19 protein-coding genes and 3 pseudogenes are annotated in these 22,441 nt (G+C 61.6%); 11 read left to right on the top strand and 11 right to left on the bottom strand.

Annotation, left to right across the window (positions count from 1 at the left end; all coding sequences use genetic code 11):
* Positions 1-1,036: 1,036 nt before the first annotated feature.
* On the top strand, positions 1,037-1,525 hold the full coding sequence (locus CBM2594_RS26470; protein WP_012435765.1) for a hypothetical protein: 489 nt from the start codon (positions 1,037-1,039) through the stop codon (positions 1,523-1,525).
* A gap of 86 nt (positions 1,526-1,611) precedes the next feature.
* On the opposite strand, the gene CBM2594_RS26475 is transcribed toward CBM2594_RS26470, so the two are convergent.
* The 3 genes from CBM2594_RS26475 to CBM2594_RS26485 all read right to left on the bottom strand — a co-directional run bounded on the left by CBM2594_RS26475 (position 1,612) and on the right by CBM2594_RS26485 (position 5,568).
* Positions 1,612-3,342, bottom strand: coding sequence for a phage integrase family protein (locus tag CBM2594_RS26475; RefSeq protein ID WP_041672593.1), 1,731 nt, complete (start codon positions 3,340-3,342; stop codon positions 1,612-1,614).
* Positions 3,343-3,499: 157 nt separating this feature from the next.
* Positions 3,500-4,885 (bottom strand): heavy metal sensor histidine kinase, encoded by a 1,386-nt coding sequence (locus CBM2594_RS26480; protein ID WP_012435767.1) that lies wholly within the window; start codon positions 4,883-4,885, stop codon positions 3,500-3,502.
* Positions 4,882-5,568, bottom strand: coding sequence for a heavy metal response regulator transcription factor (locus CBM2594_RS26485; protein WP_012435768.1), 687 nt, complete (start codon positions 5,566-5,568; stop codon positions 4,882-4,884). The genes CBM2594_RS26480 and CBM2594_RS26485 overlap by 4 nt, the downstream gene beginning before the upstream one ends.
* Positions 5,569-5,757: 189 nt before the next feature.
* On the opposite strand from CBM2594_RS26485, the pseudogene CBM2594_RS26490 reads away from it, so the two are divergent.
* Positions 5,758-5,883 (top strand): annotated as a pseudogene (locus tag CBM2594_RS26490) (twin-arginine translocation signal domain-containing protein); the annotation flags it as partial.
* 426 nt (positions 5,884-6,309) lie between these two features.
* Here CBM2594_RS26490 and CBM2594_RS26495 read toward each other — a convergent pair.
* A complete protein-coding gene (locus CBM2594_RS26495; RefSeq protein ID WP_162491053.1) occupies positions 6,310-6,600 on the bottom strand; it encodes a hypothetical protein in 291 nt (96 codons plus the stop codon).
* Complete coding sequence (locus tag CBM2594_RS26500) at positions 6,527-6,853, bottom strand: four-helix bundle copper-binding protein (RefSeq protein ID WP_012435770.1); 327 nt, start codon at positions 6,851-6,853, stop codon at positions 6,527-6,529. The genes CBM2594_RS26495 and CBM2594_RS26500 overlap by 74 nt, the downstream gene beginning before the upstream one ends.
* A 625-nt stretch (positions 6,854-7,478) precedes the next feature.
* Here CBM2594_RS26500 and CBM2594_RS26505 point away from each other — a divergent pair.
* The gene (locus tag CBM2594_RS26505) at positions 7,479-8,648 is read left to right on the top strand and encodes an NAD(P)/FAD-dependent oxidoreductase (protein WP_103519529.1); all 1,170 of its coding nucleotides are present in this window, start codon (positions 7,479-7,481) and stop codon (positions 8,646-8,648) included.
* A gap of 21 nt (positions 8,649-8,669) precedes the next feature.
* On the opposite strand, the pseudogene CBM2594_RS26510 reads toward CBM2594_RS26505, so the two are convergent.
* Positions 8,670-10,082, bottom strand: a pseudogene (locus CBM2594_RS26510) (phage integrase family protein); the annotation flags it as partial.
* Positions 10,083-10,379: 297 nt separating this feature from the next.
* Between CBM2594_RS26510 and CBM2594_RS26950 the strand changes: the two are divergent.
* Positions 10,380-10,457: a YHYH domain-containing protein gene (locus tag CBM2594_RS26950; RefSeq protein ID WP_223819874.1), complete on the top strand. Its 78-nt coding sequence runs from the start codon at positions 10,380-10,382 to the stop codon at positions 10,455-10,457.
* Between the two features lie 145 nt (positions 10,458-10,602).
* Here the strand turns inward: CBM2594_RS26950 and CBM2594_RS26520 are convergent, their stop codons facing one another.
* Positions 10,603-11,166 carry a mechanosensitive ion channel family protein gene (locus tag CBM2594_RS26520; RefSeq protein WP_012435773.1) on the bottom strand — a complete coding sequence of 188 codons (564 nt, stop codon included), beginning with the start codon at positions 11,164-11,166 and terminating at the stop codon, positions 10,603-10,605.
* Between the two features lie 98 nt (positions 11,167-11,264).
* On the bottom strand, positions 11,265-11,591 hold the full coding sequence (locus tag CBM2594_RS26525) for a helix-turn-helix transcriptional regulator (protein ID WP_049768032.1): 327 nt from the start codon (positions 11,589-11,591) through the stop codon (positions 11,265-11,267).
* A gap of 849 nt (positions 11,592-12,440) precedes the next feature.
* On the opposite strand from CBM2594_RS26525, the gene CBM2594_RS26530 reads away from it, so the two are divergent.
* The 4 genes from CBM2594_RS26530 (at position 12,441) to CBM2594_RS26545 (ending at position 16,081) form a co-directional block, all read left to right on the top strand.
* A complete protein-coding gene (locus tag CBM2594_RS26530) occupies positions 12,441-14,048 on the top strand; it encodes a glycosyltransferase family 39 protein (protein ID WP_008650720.1) in 1,608 nt (535 codons plus the stop codon).
* Positions 14,045-14,428 (top strand): GtrA family protein, encoded by a 384-nt coding sequence (locus tag CBM2594_RS26535; RefSeq protein WP_008650722.1) that lies wholly within the window; start codon positions 14,045-14,047, stop codon positions 14,426-14,428. Before CBM2594_RS26530 ends, CBM2594_RS26535 begins: the two co-directional genes overlap by 4 nt.
* Positions 14,425-15,546 (top strand): glycosyltransferase family 2 protein, encoded by a 1,122-nt coding sequence (locus tag CBM2594_RS26540; protein ID WP_008650723.1) that lies wholly within the window; start codon positions 14,425-14,427, stop codon positions 15,544-15,546. The genes CBM2594_RS26535 and CBM2594_RS26540 overlap by 4 nt, the downstream gene beginning before the upstream one ends.
* 256 nt (positions 15,547-15,802) lie before the next feature.
* Positions 15,803-16,081: a zinc ribbon domain-containing protein gene (locus CBM2594_RS26545; protein WP_223277440.1), complete on the top strand. Its 279-nt coding sequence runs from the start codon at positions 15,803-15,805 to the stop codon at positions 16,079-16,081.
* Between the two features lie 57 nt (positions 16,082-16,138).
* Here the strand turns inward: CBM2594_RS26545 and CBM2594_RS26550 are convergent, their stop codons facing one another.
* Both CBM2594_RS26550 and flgB read right to left on the bottom strand, forming a co-directional pair.
* Positions 16,139-18,628, bottom strand: coding sequence for a heavy metal translocating P-type ATPase (locus CBM2594_RS26550; RefSeq protein WP_011514822.1), 2,490 nt, complete (start codon positions 18,626-18,628; stop codon positions 16,139-16,141).
* Positions 18,629-19,127: 499 nt separating this feature from the next.
* The gene (gene flgB, locus CBM2594_RS26555) at positions 19,128-19,550 is read right to left on the bottom strand and encodes a flagellar basal body rod protein FlgB (RefSeq protein ID WP_008650726.1); all 423 of its coding nucleotides are present in this window, start codon (positions 19,548-19,550) and stop codon (positions 19,128-19,130) included.
* Positions 19,551-19,846: 296 nt separating this feature from the next.
* Between flgB and CBM2594_RS26560 the strand changes: the two genes are divergently transcribed.
* Together CBM2594_RS26560 and CBM2594_RS26565 are read left to right on the top strand one after the other, a co-directional pair.
* The gene (locus CBM2594_RS26560; RefSeq protein ID WP_011229350.1) at positions 19,847-20,914 is read left to right on the top strand and encodes a porin; all 1,068 of its coding nucleotides are present in this window, start codon (positions 19,847-19,849) and stop codon (positions 20,912-20,914) included.
* 182 nt (positions 20,915-21,096) lie between these two features.
* Positions 21,097-21,375, top strand: a complete 279-nt coding sequence (locus tag CBM2594_RS26565) for a hypothetical protein (protein ID WP_008646716.1) — start codon at positions 21,097-21,099, stop codon at positions 21,373-21,375.
* Between the two features lie 298 nt (positions 21,376-21,673).
* Here CBM2594_RS26565 and czcE read toward each other — a convergent pair whose 3' ends face one another.
* Entirely contained in the window at positions 21,674-22,075 is a 402-nt protein-coding gene (czcE, locus tag CBM2594_RS26570; RefSeq protein ID WP_011514820.1) for a copper-binding periplasmic protein CzcE, read from the bottom strand.
* Between the two features lie 74 nt (positions 22,076-22,149).
* On the opposite strand from czcE, the pseudogene CBM2594_RS26575 reads away from it, so the two are divergent.
* Positions 22,150-22,441 (top strand): annotated as a pseudogene (locus CBM2594_RS26575) (transposase); the annotation flags it as partial.

A 22,441-nucleotide genomic window follows, 5' to 3' on the forward strand; every position in this document is an offset into this window, starting at 1 on the left:
CGCCATGACTGGCGGGCCGAAGAATCGACAGTTGACGCCTATCGATCTGGCGGCGTTTCCCGAGGACACGCCGCGTCGGTAGGGTACCCCCCTTTCTGCAAGCCAATTCCGCGGCAAAACACCACGTCAGGGCGATTCGAGTCGCCAGCCCGAAGGGCGACCGGCGAAAGCCCCGTTCAGGGGCTTCCCTGACCGTTCGCGCGGCCCCCTCTACGGGGGCCGTGCTTCGATGGAATCTCAACTCAGCGTCGGTGGCCTACCGAACATATCCCGGTAAGCCTCCGTCGTTTCTAGTTGGTGTAGGCGAAGTGCTTGGACTGTCCATGCTGGTATGGGCCGACGTCCGGCTTGCCAGTCACGGATGGTTCTGTCGCAGCGTCGCAACAGGCTGCAAAGGTATTTTCGTGGTAGACCGCTGGAAAGGCTTTCGAACTCTGTGATGCTGACCCAGCGCCTGGACGGCTTGTACATGCTGTCTCCGGCAACAAAAAAGCCAGCAACCTAACGGTGCTGGCTTCTGCCTCTGAACCCCCGATGCCGGGGGCTTGACTCTACATAACGTGAATTTTTTCTGTGATCCCGAAGCTCGATTCGCTGCGCATAATATGTGTTATGTCAAATCACGTCGATTCCGCAGCTGGCTACAACAAGCGCTGCCGTTAATTTGCATAAATTTGTTACCCGTTTTTGCATAAATTTGTTACCCGCCCCTAGGCGCTTACCTTTCGGAGGCTGGCAGTTTCGATGACGGCACAGCCGGCGACTATGCCGGGAGCGCCGTGTGCTCTCTCTACCGTTTGCACGTGCTCGCGCCCCCGCCTGCGAGATACCCCTGTCCGAGTTGTCGGCCTCTTTGCTAGCCGTGTAAAGTGACGCAAAGTTACTTTAGGACACTGCCGTGGCGTGGCAGACAATTCGGGGGGCGGACATGGAATCTTCGGCGGTGCCTTGGTCACAGGGCGTGCAAGTACTGTCTTGGCTGGCGCGCGAGCCATGTGTGCGAAATCCGGATGCTGTAGCGCGAGCGTGGGAGGTGATGGCCCCTGCCGCACCGACGCTGGCCGATTGCGGACGGATGTATGCAGCCTATGGCCGGAGCTTTTCAGTCGCCCAACTGCGCTACATCGCGCAGCATTCGGCAGCGCTGTCGCTCGCGCGCTGGGCGGCCTCCGGTTGGCCTTATCTGCGGTTCAATGAGGACCATGGCTTTACCGCCGGCCCCACCTACGTCGCGCTCCGACCAGGTCAGGTGACGCCCAGCTTCTGGGCATTTTGCTTCGGCACCGTGACCATGTTCGGCCTGGCCGTCGCGGCATTCACCTATGGCAAGACTTCCGGCGGCGTGGGCGGTTTGGTGCTGGCGGCCATCTGCTTGGCCTTTCTGATGCTCGAGTTCGTCGATTTGCGCAGCCGTCACCATGCACGGCGCGCGATCGCCCTGTGCGCGGCGGGGCCACACGCCGACAGCATGACGGTCGCCGTGATGCCAACAAGGGGATTCGGCTTGAAGGATTCCGTGTTTTGAGCCCGAACCGCTCGGCAACGAAGGGGCAAGATTGTAGTCCCTTATTCGTCCGTACAGCCCGCTATTGGCGCCCTTGCGGGTGTCATTTACGCCCCAAATGCCTCTCCGATCTGCCTTGCCCTTTTTACCTCGTCGCTGTGCAGGTAGATCGACGTCGTCGACACGGACGCATGCCGCAGGTTGTCTCGAACGATGGTCAGTTCCGCGCCGCTTCCTAGCGCGTGTGTGGCGTGCGTATGGCGCATCCAGTGGGGACTGGCGCGGCGCAGCTTGTCCGCCGCCGCCGGATGGTCCGCACCAATGACATCCGCAGCCAGCTTGAAGAACCGCTTCACCACATGCCATAGCCGCGTGCTGGAGATGCCGATCTCGGGCTCGCTGCCCAGATCACCGACCAGGCGGACCTCGGGACGCCACAAACGCCGACTGATGGGCAGTCCGCGTTCCGTCAGGTAGCGCTCCACCGCCCGCCGCGCCAACGGGGGCATTGCCACGTTGCCGCTGCGGCCGCCCTTGCCGGTCAGCTCGAGCCATTCGTCGCCTTGCGCGTCGGTCCAGATATCCCCGAGCGTGGCTCCTACCAGCTCGCTGGGACGTAGCCCCGTTGCATAGGCAAAATCCAGCACGAAGCGCAGGCGCTGCGCCGCGGCGGCCTCCCAACCGTAGGACCACTCGAGCCCGTCGGCAATGGTCCGCACCAACTTCCATTCACCGTCGGTAAAGGCGCGCGAATTGTCCAGCGCCGCGGTGCGGCCGCCGCCGCGCACCTTGATGCCGGCGAAGGGATTGGCCAGCACGTAGCGTTGCTCGACCAGCCACCGGAACATCGCCCCAAGGATGGACAGCGCATGGGCGACCGAGCGTGCGGCCAGCGCACCGGTGAACGGCCGCCAGTCCGGCGACGAGCGCGGGCGTGGCGGCCCGACCCACCGCTCTCGTGGCATGGGACGCCGCAGGAAGGCGCGGTAGGCCACGGCGTCTTCGGTGGTCAACGACGACAGCGGCCGCTGACGCTCGACGATGGCCCACAGGATCAGCCGTTCCGCTTCCTTGCGGTAGGTGCGGTGAGTAGCCGGTGACTCGTGCAGCGCCAGCCAGGCCTGCACCGCCTCGTAGTCGTTGTCCGCGGTCAAGGTGCACGTCGCGCGCGGGGCGCGAAAGCGCCCTTCGGAGCCGTCGACCTGATGGGGCAAGCGTAGCTGCTCCCACGGCACGACGCTGCTGCGCCGCTCCTGCACGATCAGCGCGCGGGCCCGCTCGGTCAGCTCGGGATGCGCGGCGAAGAACGCCTCGATCTGTCTGGCACCGGTCGCGCCCAGCCTCGGGATGGCTGCCCACCAGCGTCGGCGCCTGGGCACGCGCACCGTCAGCGCCGCCAGCGTCTCGATGCCGTGGGCGCGCAGGGCGGCGACGGCGCGGGCCGGTAGCCAGCGGCCGATGTCGTCGGTGATCGCTGGCTGTGGCGTCGGCAGCGTGCGCAGGACCTCGATAGCACGGTCGGCCACCCTGCCCTGCGCCACCCGCGCCGACGCCGGCATCTCGAACAACGCGGCCAGATCGTCGCGGCCGCGCTCGCGTGCCAGCAAGGCAAGCCGGCGGCGAATGCGGCCCAGCACGGCGCGCGAGGATTGGCCGCGCGCCCTCTCCTCCCCCAGGTATTGCGCCACGGCTTGCCGGGAGCTCAGGCCGGCATGCCAGGCACGCAGCGCGGCCAGGGACGCGGCATCGGGGAGTGCCGTGGAGGCATCGGTCGGGGCCGTATCCATACCCGTGCTGGCGGATGATGTGGAGTTAGGTAGGGTCAGGCGTGATTTCATGGGGGCCAGTTTAGCGCAGCGAACTGGCTATTACGATAAGAACACTTATCTCAATAGCGTCGCTATTGGCAGCGGGATCCGGCACATGGCCTAACAGTATGCCGATCTTGCTGGCATCAGCACGTGCCTCGCAGCTCGCCATGGGGGACCGGCCTCCCTAAGCTCGTGGCTGGCGCCGCGGGAAGGTCAGAATAAAGCGGGTGAGACCGCCTGACGACTCAGCCGAGATTCCACCGCGGTGCGCCACCATGATGGCTTGCGTGATCGACAAGCCAAGCCCCACGCTGTCCGAATCAGCGCGCGCCCTGGACTTGTCGGCCCGAAAGAACCGGTCGAACAACGACGGCAACAGCTCGGGATCGATCCCCTCGCCCTGGTTCTCGACCACGATGGTGGCGCCGCCGTCTTGCTCGCATGCCTTGATCACAATCGCTTTGCCGCTGGGCGTATACCGCAGTGCGTTCGACAGCAGATTGCTCAGTGCGCGGCGCAACATCAGGCGATCGCCCACGATGCTGGCGTCGCCCTGCAGGCGCAGCTGCACACCCTTGTCCTCGGCCAAGGCGTCGTAGAAATCAAACAGCGCGCGGGCCTCGTCGCCGACATGGATCGACTCCTCGTTGGGCAGCGTGATGCCGTGCTCCATCTTGGCCAAGTAAAGCATATCGGACACCATGCGGCCAAGGCGCAGCAGCTCCTCGGCGTTGGAGGCCAACACGTCGCGGTACTTGGCGGCCTCGCGCGGCTGCGACAACACGACATGGGTCTGGGTCATCAGGTTGGTGATCGGCGTGCGCAATTCGTGAGCCAGGTCGGACGAGAATTCGGACAATCGCCGGAAATCGTCCTGCAAGCGCTCGAGCATGGCATTCAGCGTCGCCGCCAGATCGGCCATCTCCACCGGCACGGTCTCCACGGGCATGCGGGCGTCAAGGTGATTCGACGTGACACCCTTGGCGCGAGAGGCCATCGTTCGCAACGGCGCCAGACCGCGCCTGGCTGCCCACCAGCCGAACAAGCCGCTGGCGAGCACCGCCAACGTGGTATAGAAGGCCAGCGAGCGACGAAACGCGTGCATAAAGTGGGCATGGATTTCGGTGTCCATGCCGACCATCACCGCCAAGGGCACCGACTCGCCGGGCACTGTCGCGTGCGCGCGCATACCTCGGTATTCCTTGTCTCCCTGCTGCCAGCTCAAGGTCGTCTCATCCGGTCCAAGCCGGCCAATAACGTTGAGCATGGCGCCAAAATCGAACCCATTGGTGCGGTAAATGACGTCACCTTTCGCGGTGCTCACATGGGCGACAAAACCGGGGTGATGTTCCACCATTTCCGCAAGACGGCTCGGCAGGTGCGTGCTGGATTGCTCCTGAGCGATCTTTTGAATCAGACGAACGTTGTCCCCAAGCACCACATAATCTTCGTCGGCAAAATGCCGGTCCATGGAAAGCCAGATCAGTATTCCGAGGCCAAGTAGCACCAATGCCGACGTCAGAGAAAACAACAACGTCAGCCGCATGGTCAGCGACATACGGCGCTTCATTCTTGCCCCTCGGGCGCTTCCAGCACGTACCCCATGCCTCGCACCGTCTGAATCAGCTTGGCGTCGAAGTCGTCGTCGATCTTGGCTCGCAAGCGGCGAATCGCAACGTCGATCACATTGCTGTCGCTGTCGAAGTTCATATCCCACACCTGGGACGCAATCAACGAGCGGGGCAGAACTTCTCCCCGCCTGCGGGCGAGCAGTTCGAGCAGCGCAAACTCCTTGCTGGTCAGCGCTATCCGGCGACCTCCGCGCGAAGCGCGACGTCGACTAAGATCAAGCACCAGGTCGCCCACCTGAATGCGGTCCAGCCCCATCTGCACAGTGCCGCGGCGCAGCAGCGTCCGGACGCGAGCCAACAGTTCGGAGAATGCAAATGGCTTTACCAGGTAATCGTCCGCGCCGAGCTCCAGTCCCTTGACCCGATCAGCGACGCTGTCGCGGGCAGTAAGGAACAAGACCGGAACCGCGCTCTCGGCCGCGCGCAGGCTCAGCAGAATTCTCCAGCCATCGAGGTCCGGCAGCATGACGTCGAGAATAATCAGATCGTAAGACTCGTTGAGCGCCAGGTGTTGTCCATCAAGCCCGTTGCCAACCAGGTCGACAACGAATCCGGCCTCGGTCAATCCCTGGCGCAGGTACTGGCCTGTCTTGGATTCGTCCTCTACGACGAGCAGTTTCATGTTCGAGCTTCCTTTTTCCGATTGTATGGCTGCGCTTGGGTCAGCCCATGGCGAGTCTACGCAGCCCTGCTCCGAGTGGCCCGGACATTACCGGAATGTAATGTTCAGGTAAGTTGTCGGTAGCCTCGTCCTCGTTACTCTCTCTTTGCCGCTGTCCGATGCGGCCATTCAAGCAAAAAGGACTATTTCATGGGACGTGATCGACAGTCTGGCATTGTGCTGGCCAACCTACCGCGCCGCCGCTTCGTGCAGGGTCTGGCTGCGGGGGGTGTGATGGCAGGATTGTCCGGTCTTGGGGGCATCGCGTGGGCCCAAGCATCAGACAAGCCGCGCTCGTACCGCCAAACGGGCTGAAGCGCAGCAACACAAGCCACAGAAGCCGGACGACTCCAAGGCGATGTTGCGCCACCATGACGCCATGATGCAAAAGTGTCGCGAAATGATGGATCAGACCAAGTAACCCAGCCGCTCTCCGGTGCGCTGCGTGCGCGCGGTCGCCGGAGCGATCTCCGGGCGGGCATCAACTAGGCGGCCACCGCCCTTATCCGGCGCACTACGCGGCCGCCGGTCCAGCAACAACTTAGCCCGCCCATCATGCGCTTATGCATCAACAGCATGCCTACCACAGCCAGGATGGCAATCACGCAGATGATTGTGCACACAACTCGCACGGAGGCGGCTCTTCCGATGGACCCGCGATGGGTGGCACGCCGCAGCCGCCGGCACGAATGAGCGACTTCGTCAACGGTGACGGCGCAACGAATCGACGCTAGGGATGTCTTCGCCATGCTCGACCGGACGCTGAGACGGCATCCCGTCGCCGCTGGTGGCGGCCGGAAGAACCGACGCGTTTAATGACAGCGACGTTGCAGTCCTGTAGTCCGCGCGGGCTTTCGCGTGACCGTAGAGAGCCAAAAAGTTAGCGTCATGGCCGTTCTGCCGTTGGCAGCCGATCGTGCTACGCCATGGCGCGGCATGCCTGCGCACAACGCCGGCACGCTTGAGCGCATTCCTGGCAATGCTGAGCCGCATGTCGCTCGCACTCGGCACCGCATGCTTCGCAAGCGGTCGCGCAAAGGTTGCACAGATCCTTGGCGAAGCGACTTCCCCGCGCCATATAGGCGCTGGCCATCCGGCACATTGCGGCGCAATCGAGATCCAGGCGAATGCACTCGGCCATCTCGTGTACGTTCGGCTCACTTAGACACGAGGCGGCGCAGTGCTCGCATGCCACTGCGCAAGCATTGCACTCGTCGATACAGTGTTGAAAATTCTGATGCGGCATGGTCGGCTCCTTGAAGTGATGACGCCACGTCGGCGCCGCTATCGTCACAGCAATATTTGGACCGGCCGCACCGCGAGGCCGCAGCGCTCGCACGTTTTGCCCTCCCTTTGCTCGCGACGGTGCTATGACCGCGCTCATTTCCGCTTAAAGATTGAGGCCAAATTACAAGGCGAGGAATATCTTTCAGGAATAAGCTTGCGCGTTGATTACAGCCCGGTAATGTCGTGGCCTGCCGGCACTTCGAGTTTATGGCGACTTAGTATTTCGCTGGTCATGCGCGGATGACTCCGTTTGATTCGCTTCCTTGGGAGGGGCGATGCCAACATTGCTCGGGCTGACCAGTTCGTCCCGCACACGCGCCTCTTCTCGCGTTGCCTTCGCCGACGAGCGTTCTCCCGCGCGATGCCCGGCGCTCAATTTGAGACCAGCATTCACGCGCGGGCTATCCAATCACGGCACGCGCTTTGCTATCTGCTTTGCTATCTGTTGGGCTGCCAGTGCCGCCGCGCCACCAAGGGACGGCGCCCGGCGCACGCAAGCACCATGGCGTTGACCCGCGATGTCGGGAAGTCCTGGACGCCTGCGCCGATAACCTGTGCCGCCATGAAACTCGGTACAAGGAGGCATGATGGGCTCGATCTCCATCTGGGCGGCCACGCGCCCGCGTCGGCCTCGACCGGCCCTTGAGGGCGACCTGCGCGTCGACGTGGTGATCGTCGGTGCCGGCATCACGGGCCTGACCGCCGCCCTGCTGCTCGCAAAGACCGCCCGGTCGGTGGCGGCGATCGAAGCCCGTGCCGTAGGCGCGGGTGATAGCGGCGGCTCCACCGGTAACCTGTATCAGACCGTCACCGGTGGCCTCGAAACGCTGGCGGCTAAGTGCGAAGCGGACACCGCCCGCGCCGTCGTAGCGTCTCGCGGGGAAGCGATCGCCTGGATCGAGCAGCAAGCGCAGGCGATGGGGCCGAGCAGCGGCTTCCGCCGCTGCCCGATGTACCAGTATCCGCTAAGCCCGGATGCCGAGCCGACCATACTGGGGGAGCTGAAGGCATTGCGCGCAGCAGGTCTGGACGCGCAGTTGGCCTCTGAGATGCCCCCCGGCTTGCCCGCCGCAAAGGGCGCGGTGCTTCTGCTTTCGGCACAAGCGCAGTTCCATCCGATCGGCTATCTGCACGCCTTGGCCCTGCAAGCCGAACACGCCGGCGCCCGCCTCTTCGAAAACTCCCCTGCCCTCGAGCTGGACCTGGAAGTCGGCGTCGTTCGCACACGGACCGGTACCGCCTTCGGCCACCATATTGTGCTGGCCACCCATTCCCCGCTGGGTTTTCACTTGGTGCAAGCCGGCATGGCTGTGCGCCGCGAATATGGTTTGGCCTTCCACGAACAAGCCGTTCCGGCTGGCATCTTCTGGGCGCAGGCCCATCCCAGGCTATCGGTCCGCGGATTGGAGGCAAACGGCAAGCATTACTTGCTTTGCATCGGTGAACACCACGAAACGGGAAGGCATGATGCAGCCGCGGCACTCGCTCAACTTGAACGGGCCGCGCAGGAATACCTGGCTGTCGGTTCACCCGTTCAGCGCTGGTCGGCACAACACTTTCATTCTCCGGACGGCCTTCCCTACATCGGCCGGGACGAGTCAGGGGCTTTCATCGCCACTGGTTTCTCCACCGACGGGCTGGTGTACGGCACAGTCGCGGCCCACATCATTACTGATCAGATCATCGGCGCGCAGAGCCGTTGGAGTTCGCTGTACCTGGGGTCGCTTCAGAAAACGGAAAATATTGCACGCTAAGCCAGTCGGCACGGACGTCGGCTACCGAGCGGCAAAGGCCTGACCTATTTGGTGTGCCCGCTTGACTTCGTCGCTTTGCAAGTAAATCGAGGTGGTGGCCACCGACGCGTGGCGTAGGTTATCGCGCACGGTGGTCAGTTCCGCGCCGCGAGCGAGGGCGTGTGTAGCGTGGGTATGCCGCGTCCAGTGGGGACTGGCTCGGCGCAGCTTTTCGGCGAGTGTCGGGTGGTCGCCGGCGATGATGTCCGCGGCCTGGCCAAAGAAGCGCCGCATTACCATCCACAGCCGGGTGCCGGTGATGTTAGTGACGCTGTCCTGCTCCAGGCTGGCGATCAAGGGTGTCCTGGGGTCCCAACGGGCTGGTGTCACCGGCAGTCCGCGCTGTACAAGATGCTGATCGAGTGCGGTTCGCGCAAGTGGCGGTAGCGCCACCTTTCCCGGGCGCCCACCTTTGCCGACCAGGTGCAGCCAGCGGTCGTTGCGCTCGTCAGTGCGGATATCGCCCAGCGTCGCGCCAACCAGTTCGCTGGCCCGCAGGCCGGTCGCGTAGGCAAAATCGAGAATGAAGCGCAAGCGCTGCGCTGCGGGCACGTCCCACCCGTACGACCATTCCAGGCCATCGGCAATGGTGCGCACCAGCAGCCATTCGCCCTCAGTAAAGCCACGTGTGGTATCGAGTGGCGCGACCCGCGTGCGGCCGCGGACTTTGATGCCGGCAAACGGGTTGGCCAATACATAGCGCTGCTCGATCAGCCATCGGAACATGGCGCCCAGCACCGTGAGGGCGTAGGCCGTCGAACGTGCCGATAGCCCCCGTGCGAAGGGGCGCCAGTCGGGCGCGCTGCGTGCCCGCGGTGGCCCGATCCAGCGCTCACGCGGAGTTGGTCGCCGCAGGAACCCGCGGTAGGCGATGGCGTCCTCGGTCGTAAGCGACGACAGCGCCCGACCGCGCTCGATAATCGCCCACAGGATCAGGCGTTCCGCCTCCTTGCGATAGGCGCGCTGCGTGGTCTGGGTTTCGTGCAGGGCGAGCCAGGCCTGCACGGCTTCGTAGTCGTTCGATGCGTCGAGCGTGCAGGCCTGTCGCGGTGCCCGGAAGCTGCCTCGCGAGCCGTCCACCTCGTCGGGCAGTTTCAGCCGCTCCCACGGGACCACCTCGCCTGGCGGCGCGCCGACGATCAGGGCACGCGCACGCTCCGTCAACCGCGGATGGGCGTGGAAGAAGGCCTCGATGTGCCGCGCGCTCGCTTGCCCCAGCCCCGGGATCGCGCCCCACCAGCGGCGCCGGCGCGGCACGCGCACGGTCAGGTCCGCCAGTGTGGAAATGCCGTGGGCTCGCAATGCGCGCACGGCCCGCGGTGCCAGCCACAGTTCAATGTCGTCGGTGACCTGTGGCTGCGGCGCAGGCAGAGCACGCAGAACCCTGATGGCCTGGCCATCGGCGAGGCCATCGGGATTGCGGGGACGCTATGCGTCGATTCACCTACAAACTTGGGCGCCAGCGGCCGTCAGCATTTTCGTTAAGTTGCTGAGGTGCGTTGGCCGTAGCGAGCGCAGACAGTTGTGACACAGCCGCAACAGCCCTACCGCGGCGGGGAGGGCTGGCAATCGCAGTGATGATAGTGTGGAACTTGCGGCAGACTGAGACCGCTAACCAACACTCCAGGGAGACCTTTCTTGAAACGGATCACCATCATTCTCACGGCCGTTCTGGCCTGTGCGTCGGGCGGCGTGTGGGCGCATAGTGGTGGGACTGACAGCCAAGGCTGCCATATGGACCACAAGACCGGCATTCGTCACTGCCACTGAAGTCAAGCAGTATTGCGGCGTCCGCCGACATCGCGGACGCCAGCGGCTTAAGGTCTTGAGTAGTTTGCTCGGCCTCAAAAAAGCGAAGCGGGGCTTCCCTTCTTGCGCCGGTCTCCGTCCTTGCCTGACCGCGCCACCCTTGCGGTTACTTCCACCTTCGTAGCACACGTTGAAACACCAGACTGTTCGGCAGCTGCAGCACCACCTCTTGTCCTTCGACTGTTGTTTCCAGTAAGGTGGTATAGACGAGATTTACGTCGAGCACACGGCCCTTAATTCCCGGCTTTTCCCCGTTCTCAAGAAGCTCCACAACATCCCCAATGCGGAACGCACCGGTGACGTATATCAGGAGCGCGCAGAACAGGTTCGAGAGTACACTCCACGCGGCGAAAAACGCGACCGCCCCGACAGTGGCAAATCCCGTGAATGCGGTCCACAGGACGGTTCCAGACACGCCCATTCGCTCCAGAGCCCAGAGCGTGGCAGCTACGTACACGATGGTCGCGACCACACGCAAAGACAGCGCCGCAACTTTTCCTGGCAGAGAATATGTATTGGTCAGCTTTCTAAGCAACCGCCGCGCGATGCGCACTGCTAACCATGCGCCAGCCGCAATCAGCACGACCTCGATAGCGGGAACAAGAATGTCGAACCAATCTGCCAGCCACTGCGGCAAGCTTTCGTGTATAGCTTGAAGAAGTTTGTTCATCGAAATAGAGATACAGCCACAGCACCGTACTGTGGCACAGATACCAATAATCGGATTTTTACCGTTCCGGTCTTTGCTTGAAGGTCAAGCGCGACAACTTACATGCCGGCGTCGTGCCTACACTCACCGGTTTTTGATCGAGGTGCAGGCTCGATCGGCTCAACCAACAGATCACCGAAAAAGTAGGCGGCAAATTGATGGCGATTGCTGAGGTTCGCCTTGGCGAATACGCCCGCGGCAATTGTCCGCACCGTCACATCATGCCACGCTAGCGAGTGAGCGCACTCTTCAAGGGTCAACCCTTTTATGAGAAGCATCGCCACTTCCGTTTCCGATGGCGTATATTTCCAGCGCTCGAACTGCAGCAGCATCGACTGCAACAACTGCCGCGTCGCCTGAATTGCCACCTCGTTTCGTTCCGCCATCACCTGCCCTCGTACCTTGGCTGCGCCAGGTAGCGCCTCAGAAACAGGTCGGTTTGGGCTGACACGACGACACCGTTTTCGAATCACGAACCAAAGGATCGCGAGGCCGCCCACTACCTACGCGACTGCGTCGGCGACGACATGAGCGTCCGGTGTTCGCGTTGCAAGGTGGTAGAAATCCCACGCCTGATAGGTCGAGATTGCCATCAGAAGTGCCGTCAGTCTCGACCGCATAGCAGCGAAGTCCTTGCGACTTTTTGGGGTTGACAACGAACACCCCGGATCTAAGCGCAGCGCGAAAGACAAGCACCTTCGAAAGAGGCTGCGCCTAAGAACATCTGATGGAAAGCGACTTCCTAGGCTTGAGCACTAAGGGTGATGAGGCCCGCTGACAACTGCGGGGCGTCAAGTTTACTATGCAGAACATTGCGGCGACATTGCCGAATGGTTACGCACCAACGCATCGAACCCGACGCCCGTTCTCCGAAGCACTTGGGTTACCATGAGCTAACGCTGACGCTTCGTCAGGCAACTTCTTCTGCCGCAAAGCACTCGACGGCGGACTGCGCCGTCATCATCTCGTAATCCCCCCGACAGGTGAGCGCCCTAGAATCCCGCTGTTCGCTCTCTGCTGGCCAAGTCGCCATCCTTCGGACTCCCGCGTGAATCGCATCCTCGGCTCGTGGGGCGTCAAGCGGCGCCGCGTGAACTGCTCCATGATCCAACATCACGACGGCGACGAACCACATCCGGCATCTATGTCGTTGCGCCCTGAGAGCATTTGACCAAGCGCGGTAGCAGTGGCCACCGCACACCTGGACGGGCAGTCTCTTGAAGCGACAGATTTTCATGGCTTTGACCATCGCACTCACGGTGGTCCTCTGGATGTCCACGCTATCCGTGCGTCCCCTCTATGAACCCGACGAGGGTCGTTACGCCGAGGTTCCGCGCGAGATGTTCGTCTCCGGCGATTGGGTCACGCCGCGGTTGAACGGCATCAAGTTCTTCGACAAGCCGCCCCTGCAGTATTGGGCGACCGCCAGCGCCTATACGCTCTTCGGGCCGTCCGAGTGGACAGCAAGGATCTGGAGTGCGCTTGTGGGACTGCTGGGCGCACTCGCCGCATGGTGGGCGGCGCGATCGCTCTATGACACGCGCATAGGCCTCGCCTCAGCGCTGGTGCTCATCGGCGCTCCCCTCTGGATTCTCGGCTCGAATCTGACAACAACAGACATTGGTGTCGGCGCACTGCTCGGCAGTGCCGCTCTCGTTTTCGCCGTGGCCTACCAGAATCGGGAACCTCGCTTATACCCCCTGATCTGGTTGTTGGTCGGTCTGGCATTTCTTGCCAAAGGCCTGATTGCCCTGGTACTGCCAGGAATCACGCTGCTGCTATACGGGGCGGTCACTCGACAATTTTCCGCATTTTTTAGCGCGAGATTCTGGCGCTGGAGCCTGCTTGCGGTGGCCATCACCATGCCTTGGTTTGTCGTGGTGTCCCAGCGCAACCCCGAATTTCTGAATTACTTCTTCATCCACGAACACTTCGCGAGATTCTCGTCCTCGGTTCACGAGCGGGACAAGCCATTCTGGTTCTTCCTGGCCGTTGGTGCGGCAGGCGTCCTGCCGTTCATGGGCTTGATTCCCCGTGCTATCGCACTCCGCTCTCGCAGCGCACAGGCAACGCCTGGCTTCGACGCACGACTGTTTCTGTCGCTGTGGGTAGTCGTTGTCATTGCCTTCTTTTCGATTTCGCGCTCGAAGCTGCCGCTCTATATCCTGCCCGCCTTACCACCGGTGGCCGTCTTGCTCGCGTACAGATCCATGACTGCAGCCCGCCCCACACTGGCGGCAAGCTTTCTTGCCATGCCTGTGCTCGGCGTTGCCATCGCCGTGCTGCTATGGCATCCGACAATGTCGAATGCGGTACTGAAGCTCAATATCAGCAATCCGGCCTCATTGCATACCTGGGGCGCCATCACGATGGGCATTCTGGTCATCGGTGGCTTCCTGGCCTTTGGGATCGCCCTGCGCGGCCACAGGCTCTGCGCGGTTGCCGTCGCTTCGCTGGCGACGCTGGCCAGCCTTCAGGCTGGCTTGATGGCGTCTCGGGCGTTTGGGTCCCTCTCCATCAAACCACTTGGCTTGGAAGCCAAGGCGGCGTCCCGCGACAACACACAACTGTTCAACGTGGGCCAGATTGACCGAGGTCTGGCGTTTTACGCCGAACGAGAACCGATCATTGTCGGGGCCAGATCCGAGCTGGATCTCGGCTTCTCGGTCGAGCCCGACAAGTGGATTGCTAATGAAGAAGCTTTTGCGCAGCGATGGCTGACCCCTGGTCACAAGCTCGCGGTCATGCGGCACGAGACGTTTCATCGACTGAGACCGCTGCTCGGCGGCAACACAACTGTGATCGGACGACATGGCGTCAACGTTCTGGTGCAAAAACCATGAACATCCCATCACGATTTGTACGGTTTCTGGGCGCGGGGGCGACGGCAACCGCTACACACTACGCAACACTGATCACGCTGGTCGGTTTCGGGGTTGCAGCGCTACCGGCGTCTGCCGCCGGCAGTGTTGCAGGCCTTCTGACGCACTACTGCATCAGCAGCCGATGGGTGTTCACACCAGTCCGACCACAACGCGCCACTTTCGGACGGTTCATTCTCGTTTCCGCGCTGGCGTTCTTTCTTAACTCACTTCTGATGTGGGCTGGACTAGCATTGGGGCTTCACTACCTGGTTGCTCAAATCCTCTCGACAATTTTCGTCATGTTGGTCAACTACGTACTCCATGCAAATTGGACGTTCATGAATGGAGCGATGCGATGAATGCCGCCAGCCTGCTGCCAGAGAAGATCTCGGTCGTCGTACCGCTCTTCAATGAAGAAGCTGTCCTGCCACAGTTTCACTTTCGGCTTCTCCGCGTGATGGATGGATTGGCATCGGACTACGAGATTATCTACGTGGACGATGGCAGCCGCGATCGATCACTGGCGGTTGCACACAATCTCAAGGCGGCCGAAGCGCGCGTCGGCATTGTCGAGCTGAGTCGCAACTTCGGCAAGGAAGCCGCGCTAACGGCGGGCCTCGACGTGGCAAGCGGCGACGCCGTTGTGATCATCGACGCCGATCTGCAGGATCCGCCCGAACTGATTCCGTCGTTGATCGAGAAATGGCGCGAGGGGTTCGACGTGGTGTACGCCACGCGCACTTCCCGGGATGGCGAATCGTTCCTCAAGAAGTTCACCGCGCACTGGTTTTACCGCCTGATGGGCAAGCTCAGCGATACGGAGATTCCGGCCGACACCGGCGACTTCCGCGTCATGAGCCGTCGTGCCGTTGCCGCACTCGGACAACTCCGGGAGCAGCACCGCTTCATGAAGGGGCTGTATGCCTGGATAGGATTCCGGCAGACGGCCGTCTTGTATCGGCGTGACGCGCGGGCATCCGGGACGACCAAGTTCAACTACCGCAAGCTGTTGCGTTTTGCCGTGGATGGCATCACTGCCTTTTCCACCGTGCCGCTCAAGTTTGCAACCTCGATCGGCCTGCTTGTTGCCGTTCCCGCCTTTGGCATGGCCGCCTTCATCGTTGGCAAGACGCTGCTCTACGGCGACCCCGTACACGGCTACCCATCCATGATGACCGCCCTGCTTCTGCTGGGCGGCCTGCAACTGGTTTTCCTAGGCGTGCTCGGGGAATATGTTGGGCGTCTGTTCAATGAAGTCAAGCGGCGGCCGGTGTATCTGGTGGCAAGCTATACGGCGCCGATCGGCCCCGGCACCCCCACCGCTGAGCCGGGGCAGGTGGCCGCAGCGACACGGGGTGGCACCCCGCCTGCAGCAATCTTTCACGCACCCGGATGCCCGGAAGGCAAAGCTCCTGGCCTCCCCGAGGCTCCTCAGCGGGATGCCATCCTCACGGAAACCCTTGCGCCAAGCCGATAGACAGCCCGCCTTCCATGCGCTCTCACGACATGGCCAGCAACTATCGGGATCATGACGTTTTCGAAAGAAAGAGCCTCGTATTCAACTTATTCCGTTCTTCGCATCCACCGACCATTGACCCTGTAGTCACTACAGACTATTTACTACAGGCATTGGCTGACGCGTAGCAGCGCAAGTCGTCGCAGCACCCGACACCACGGGGCCGCAGCGACGATCCATCCACTTAGGAGGAATGATGGGTTTCTTGGAAAGGCTCATGGGCCGTCACAGCGGCGGTCATCACGGCGGCGGAAGTGAGCACGGTCGTCGAGGAGGTCATCATGATGGTGGCGGCAGCTACGGCTATGGGAATCCTTTGCCACCACAAAGCCCCGCCGGCGTCCACTGCCCCAACTGCGGCACGGTGAGCGCCCAGGGCGCGCGCTTCTGCCAGCAATGCGGCAGTTCACTGGCTCCGGCGCCGTGCAGTCGATGCGGCACCTTACTCCCACGCGACGCAAAGTTCTGTGGAAGTTGCGGCAATGCCGCCAAATGAGTCGGCGGCCATAGCTGCCGCCGCATCTGGCATCGCCATCATTGCGGCCGGGGCCCGTCATGGGGATTTGTCGCGATAGGCTAGCAGTCGAAGCGCATTGAACACGACGATCAGCGTCGACCCCTCATGCATGGCCACGGCGGGCCCGATACCGAGGCCGAGGATCGTGGCTGGCAGAAGGAACGCCACGACGCCGAGGCTGATATACACGTTCTGAAGGATGATGGCCCGCGTATGTCGGCTTAAACCGACCACAAAAGGCAGGTGTTGGAGGTCGTCGGCCATCAGCGCAACATCCGCCGTTTCCAGTGCCACATCTGAACCTGCCGCACCCATTGCGATGCCCACCGTGGCGTTGGCCATTGCCGGCGCGTCGTTGACGCCGTCGCCGACCATGGCCACTTTGGCTTCCGCGCGCAACGTCTGGATGGCTTTGACCTTGTCCTCAGGCATCAGATCGCCCCAGGCTTCATCGATACCTACGTCCTTGGCGACGGCTTCGGCTGCGCGCTGGTGATCGCCGGAGATCATGATCATGCGTGTGATACCCAGCCTGCGCAGTGCCTCGAGGGCAGCGCGCGCCGAGGCGCGCGGCGTGTCCATCAGCCCAATGGCGCCGAGGTCCCGATCTCCCTGCCTGACGATCATTGTCGTGCGGCCAGTGCTGCGCAGCGTCTGCACTGCGCTCGCCATCGATTCGCTAAGCGGTGCAATCCCGTCGGCGCCGAACATGTCAGGCTTGCCAATCCAGACGGTCTTACCGCACAACGTCGCCGTGACCCCGCGTCCGGTCAAGCTTTGGAGATGAGACGCTTCCGGGATGGAACTGCCTTCCAGGCGCTTGCGGCCATCGCGGGCAATGGCCGCAGCCAACGGGTGGTCGCTGAGCGACTCCACGGCGACCGCTACGCTCAACAATTCCGCTTCAGCTACTCCTTCGGCGACCATCACATCGGTAATACGGGGGCGCCCCTCCGTCAGCGTCCCCGTCTTATCGAATGCAATGGCTTTCAGTGAACCCAGGTTTTCGAGCGGCGCCCCGCCCTTGATCAGTACACCCCCTCTAGCGGCGCGCGCTACCCCCGACAGCACCGCGCTCGGTGTCGCGATGGCGAGCGCGCATGGGCTGGCGGCAACCAGCACCGCCATGGCGCGGTAGAAGGTCGCACTGAACGGCTCATTGATCACTAGCCCTGCAAACAGCAGCAATACCGCCAGCACAAGCACTGCAGGAACAAAGATCCGTTCGAACTTCTCAGTGAACCGCTGGCTCGGTGACTTTTGCGCTTCGGCCTCGTTGACCATCTTGACGACTTTCGCCAGGGCGCTGTCCGTGGAAAGGCGCGTCACTTCCACTTCAATGGCGCCGGCGCCATTGATGGTTCCGGCGAACACGCGGGACACGGCCCCTACGGCATCGGGCTTCCTCCTGGCTGCGGCGGCGTCATCCACGGGCTGCTTGTCGACCGGGATGCTTTCGCCAGTAACCGGCGCTTGATTGACTGCGGAAGCCCCCTTTACCAGAAAACCATCGGCGGGGAGGCGTTCGTTCGGCCGAACCACCACCACATCCCCCACCTGCAATTCCTCGACGGGGACCTCTCGTACCTCGCCTTCACGCCGCACACTTGCTGTAGCCGGTGCGAGCGCCGCCAACGCTTCGATCGCCCGCTTGGCGCGCCCCATGGCGTAGTGTTCGAGCCCGTGGCCGAGACTGAACAAAAAGAGAAGTAGCGCGCCTTCCGCCCAAGCGCCTAACGCCGCCGCCCCTGCGGCGGCTACCAGCATCAGTGTGTCGATTTCGAACTTCTTTAGCCGGAGGTTCTCTATCGCTTCCCGAACGGTATAGAAACCACCAAAAAAATACGCGCCGACAAAGAAGGCAACCGGAATCCATGCTGGCAGGCTGCCGAACAGCTTACCAACGGCAAATCCGAGACCAAGCAAGGCCCCACAGATCAGGGAGAAGATTAGCTCAGTATTCGGGCCAAACACGCTGCCGTGTGCGTGGGCCTCATGCCCCTCGCCTTCCCCATGTGCATGATCCTTGACGCCTTCGCGGTGTTCATGGTCTGCATGACCGCTCTTCCGGGCACCGATCTCAACCGGCGCGAGCCCGCGTTTTGACAGGGCCTGCTCGATCCCTGCCGCGGAGATCCGATCGTTGTCGAATTCGACGCGCGCTATGCCGGAGGCGCTGACTTCGGCCTCGATGACGCCGGGCAAGGCCCGCAGTTGGCTAGCTACGGTTCGCGCTCGTCGTTCGTGCCAGACGCCCTTCAATTGCCAAAGCACATGACCAAACCGCGACGAAATCACCGCACCCGTGCTTGTCACCAGCTCCCGGATGCGGGCAAGGGAAATCGCTGCGGGATCGTAGTGGACACATATCTGTGAATCGCTATCAACATTTGCAGTTTTTATATGCGCCGCCTCGACGCCCTCTTTCCCTCTCAGTTCGGACAGCAACCGTTCTACACAGGGATCAGAGGAATCGGGAAGGCCAGGAAGCAAGACAGGAATGTCCAGGCGCAGCTTTTCGGTCATTGTCGCGGGCTCCAGTCAGTCTGAATCGGCATTCACGCCGTTGCACACTATTAGCAACTAGTGTGCCCCGCATTGCAACAACAAAGCTCAACGAGTCAGCGCCCCAATGCCCCGCCGTAATGCGTTGGTAATGTGCCCGCAATCTGAGCGTACTATCTTGCGGATGACAGGATCCTCATGTCATCCGTCCAGGAACCATACAGATGATTAGCGCCGTCGCATGCTCTGCCTTGCTGGCCTACGCTTTGCCGGCTCCTGCGACCGGTGATCGACTCAGCGAGAAGCCGACCCAGTGGCACACCCTCGCCATTGGACATTCAGACACGGGATACGCCTCCCGCGACCAACGGGTTGCCTGGGCGGCCAACCCGCGACATCGCACAGCCAAACATCCGTCGAAGCAGGAATCCGCAGCGAGCACACCGGAGCCGTCTTCCAGAGACGCGTCCAGCGCTGTCGCCGCACCCAAGCCGCCCTGCCAGTAGTCGCGGTTTCCCCGCTAGGGCCGCATGTCCTGGTAGAGCTTGAGCATGTCCTTGTACTCGTCGGCAGTCTTTTGAATGGAGAACCGCATCCGCAGCGCGTTCTCTGCAAACGCCACACGCTCGACGTCCATCTCCACGGTGTTGCCGTCCATACTCGACTGCAGGGGGACGCGATACATCAGATCCTCTTCCAGCGCGGGCTTGCTTGCCTCGATGTGTCGCGGCGAAGTCATGGTCATGCCCGCAAAATTCTGGCCACTGCCCATCACCCTATCCAACTCGGCGCTGAAGTCGATATCGCGCGCCTTGTAGTTCGGCGTATCCGCATTTGCAATATTTGCAGACAGCAGCTCGAACCTCCGTGTGCGAAGTCGCAGCGCTTGCTCATGAACGCTGTCTTCGCTACGCGCCCATTTTGCGACGTATGGCGTGTCCATCCTTACTCTCCAACTAGATCGGAACCCGCAGCGTATTGCAAAGGCAGTCGATCTTGCTTCGAGAGAAGCGACCTCTTTTCGTGAGTTTCCCATTACCGGCCCGCAATGTTCGCGCGCACACAGGTTGACGCGTCCGCGCGAAAGCCATGTCAATCCACATAACCCCGGTACGTTCCACCTTGTCGTCATCACGCGACGAAGTGACCCCACGTAATTACTTCGCAATCTGACCGTCATCTGCAGATTTCTATACTCGCCCCCACCAAATTAATTTCGGGTCTTAATGAGGAGAATCCATGAAGATTAGTCGCATTGCCGTCGCATCCCTCGGTCTGTTCGCTACAACCGCATTCGCTCAATCGAGCGTCACGCTGTATGGTGTGGCCGACGCGGGTATCGAGTATCTGAGCAACGTCCCATCGGCTTCGCCCGGTGGCTCGAACCAGGTTCGCATGACCTCCGGCAACATGTCGACGTCGCGTTGGGGCCTGCGTGGCGTCGAAGACCTTGGCGGCGGTCTGAAAGCCATCTTCGAATTGGAAAGCGGCATTTCGTTCGACACCGGCGCACAGAACAACAGCACCCGTCTTTTTGATCGTAGTGCCTTCGTAGGATTGGGTAGCAAATATGGTCAACTGACGTTGGGTCGTCAAACGACACCAATGTATGACACCACGCTGCAACTCGACCCGATGGGCTTCGCGCCGCGCTACTCGCTCTTCAAGATGGATGACGTCTTGGCGGGTCGCGCTGACAATGCTATCAAGTACCGTGGCATCTTCAGTGGCCTGACGGTCACCGGCCTCTACAGCTTTAGCCGCACCGGCGGCGGCGAAGTGCCGGGGAACTACAAGGTCGATCGAAACATGGGCGTATCGCTCATGTATGAAACCGGCGCCCTCGCTGTCGGCGCGGTGTACGACGAGATCCAGGGCAGCACCGTCGCCACGGCCGACCGCAAGGACCGCCGCGCTCTAATTGGCGCGAGCTACGCTTTCGGACCGGCTAAGGCATTTATTGGTTATCGCTGGTACAACGGCAATGTCGGTGCGCTGCCGACGAACGGTTCTAACATTTACTGGGCCGGCCTGCGCTATGGCCTGACGCCCGCACTGACGCTGACCGGCGCCGCCTACTACACGGACAGCCGCAATTCTGGCGCAGACCCGTTCCTGTTCGTTGCCTCGGCAGATTACGCTTTCTCGAAGCGTACCGATGTGTATATGAACGTCGGTTATGCACTGAACCGCGGCAACTCGCAGCTGGGCATGAACGGCTACAACTCGACGACCGGCAGCCCGACCAACGTTGTCCCTGGCAAGGATCAGACCGGCGTCGTCGTAGGCGTACGCCACAAGTTCTGAGCGAGCTCAAAAGAATCGACACTTTCTTGTTAATTCAAGAGAGTTTGTGCCTCCCAACCGGGAGGCATTTTTTTATGACAGGATCGTAATACGCGGGTAATTCAGTGGAGCAGGTCCGGTAGCTAGACTGTGAACACGGTGAGCGATTAGAGACTCACAAACATTGACTCCGGAGAGATTCCATGAAGACGATTCACACTGCCCTGATTGCTGCTGCCCTCACGATTGCTGCCGCCGGCTCCGCCATCGCTGCTACCCCTGATGGCCAGATCCACCGTCCCCGCGACCCCTACACCGACGGCGGACGCGCCGCAGTCAACGACATTTACGCCGGCGGTGCACGCATCGACAAGCGCGACGTGTTCACCGACGGCGCACGCCTCGGCCAGCGTGACGTATTTACCGACGGCTCGCGTATTGGGCCGCGTGATGTGTTCACCGATGGCGCACGCGGAATTTGACGCAAGCCGTCCCTGAAACTCAGACCGACCTCTGTGGGGGAGCCAGGCACCCGTCAGTTGCTTGGCTCTTGGTGCTCTTTCGCTTTATCCCGATGGCGAAAGCTTCCGAAGCTTGCCCTCCCCGGAGGGCAAGCTTTTTTTCCCTCCATCGGCGTCAATCCGGTGCCGTTCATGATGCGGTGGCGCGTGCTACAACTTCCCATCGCCTCGTGTATTGCTAAGCGGCAGAACCGACGCCAATGACGATGAAAAAGGCCCCGCATTGTGCGGGGCCTGTAGTTCACCGGTTCAGCAACGTTCAGCCACCTGTGAAGAGGTCGCTTCTATCAATATAGACGCGCACGCCAGCGCTACCCGGCAGATCCGGCATCAACAAGCCAAGGTCCACACTCGTATCCCTGACCATCTGGGCGAAGGTCCATGCGACGATCTTCTCGCCGGCCCGAAACGCCACCGTCTCGCCAGAGTCCACGTTGACATACCGCATCCCTGGCTTCACGTCGATAATGCGACTGGCCTGAGATTGGCCGGCTGGATCGCCATACAAGGTCGCGTGACGCTTCGCCATCGCCTGCGCCGTCGCCGTCGACGCAGGCACGCCCGGTTTCAACCCGGTCATTTCCAAAGCATACGAAGCCGACATCCCACCCAACAGCAACGCCGCAAACAGCAAGGCGTGTTTCTTCGTTTTCATAGTCATCTCCTTTCTAGAGACTTTGGTACGTCCCCGGTCTTGTAGACACCTGATAGGGTGTTTTTGAGACTGGAGGAAGCATGAAAAGCAAGCGATATACGGATGAGTTCCGGGCCGAGGCGATCAAGCAGGTGACCGAACGCGGTTACCCGGTGGCGGAAGTGGCGCAGCGGCTGGGGGTGTCGAGCCACAGCCTGTACGAGTGGCTTCGCCGCAGCGGGGTCAGCCGGCAGGCACGCAAGACGCAGCAGGATGCCGATCTGCAGCGCGAGAACCAACAACTGCGCGCCGAACTTCGCCGTGTCGAGGAGGAGCGCGACATCCTAAAAAAGGCCGCCGCGTACTTTGCCAGGGGGTAAGGGCAAGGTACGG

The sequence above is a fragment of the Cupriavidus taiwanensis genome (assembly GCF_900249755.1).
Lineage (GTDB): Bacteria > Pseudomonadota > Gammaproteobacteria > Burkholderiales > Burkholderiaceae > Cupriavidus > Cupriavidus taiwanensis_D.

Coding starts and splice junctions, on each gene's coding strand:
- CBM2594_RS26470 (WP_012435765.1), top strand. CDS start 1,037: ATGGCCCCTGCCGCACCGACGCTGGCCGATTGCGGACGGATGTATGCA.
- CBM2594_RS26475 (WP_041672593.1), bottom strand. CDS start 3,342: ATGAAATCACGCCTGACCCTACCTAACTCCACATCATCCGCCAGCACG.
- CBM2594_RS26480 (WP_012435767.1), bottom strand. CDS start 4,885: ATGAAGCGCCGTATGTCGCTGACCATGCGGCTGACGTTGTTGTTTTCT.
- CBM2594_RS26485 (WP_012435768.1), bottom strand. CDS start 5,568: ATGAAACTGCTCGTCGTAGAGGACGAATCCAAGACAGGCCAGTACCTG.
- CBM2594_RS26495 (WP_162491053.1), bottom strand. CDS start 6,600: ATGCGGCTCAGCATTGCCAGGAATGCGCTCAAGCGTGCCGGCGTTGTG.
- CBM2594_RS26500 (WP_012435770.1), bottom strand. CDS start 6,853: ATGCCGCATCAGAATTTTCAACACTGTATCGACGAGTGCAATGCTTGC.
- CBM2594_RS26505 (WP_103519529.1), top strand. CDS start 7,479: ATGATGGGCTCGATCTCCATCTGGGCGGCCACGCGCCCGCGTCGGCCT.
- CBM2594_RS26520 (WP_012435773.1), bottom strand. CDS start 11,166: ATGAACAAACTTCTTCAAGCTATACACGAAAGCTTGCCGCAGTGGCTG.
- CBM2594_RS26525 (WP_049768032.1), bottom strand. CDS start 11,591: ATGGCGGAACGAAACGAGGTGGCAATTCAGGCGACGCGGCAGTTGTTG.
- CBM2594_RS26530 (WP_008650720.1), top strand. CDS start 12,441: ATGGCTTTGACCATCGCACTCACGGTGGTCCTCTGGATGTCCACGCTA.
- CBM2594_RS26535 (WP_008650722.1), top strand. CDS start 14,045: ATGAACATCCCATCACGATTTGTACGGTTTCTGGGCGCGGGGGCGACG.
- CBM2594_RS26540 (WP_008650723.1), top strand. CDS start 14,425: ATGAATGCCGCCAGCCTGCTGCCAGAGAAGATCTCGGTCGTCGTACCG.
- CBM2594_RS26545 (WP_223277440.1), top strand. CDS start 15,803: ATGGGCCGTCACAGCGGCGGTCATCACGGCGGCGGAAGTGAGCACGGT.
- CBM2594_RS26550 (WP_011514822.1), bottom strand. CDS start 18,628: ATGACCGAAAAGCTGCGCCTGGACATTCCTGTCTTGCTTCCTGGCCTT.
- flgB (WP_008650726.1), bottom strand. CDS start 19,550: ATGGACACGCCATACGTCGCAAAATGGGCGCGTAGCGAAGACAGCGTT.
- CBM2594_RS26560 (WP_011229350.1), top strand. CDS start 19,847: ATGAAGATTAGTCGCATTGCCGTCGCATCCCTCGGTCTGTTCGCTACA.
- CBM2594_RS26565 (WP_008646716.1), top strand. CDS start 21,097: ATGAAGACGATTCACACTGCCCTGATTGCTGCTGCCCTCACGATTGCT.
- czcE (WP_011514820.1), bottom strand. CDS start 22,075: ATGACTATGAAAACGAAGAAACACGCCTTGCTGTTTGCGGCGTTGCTG.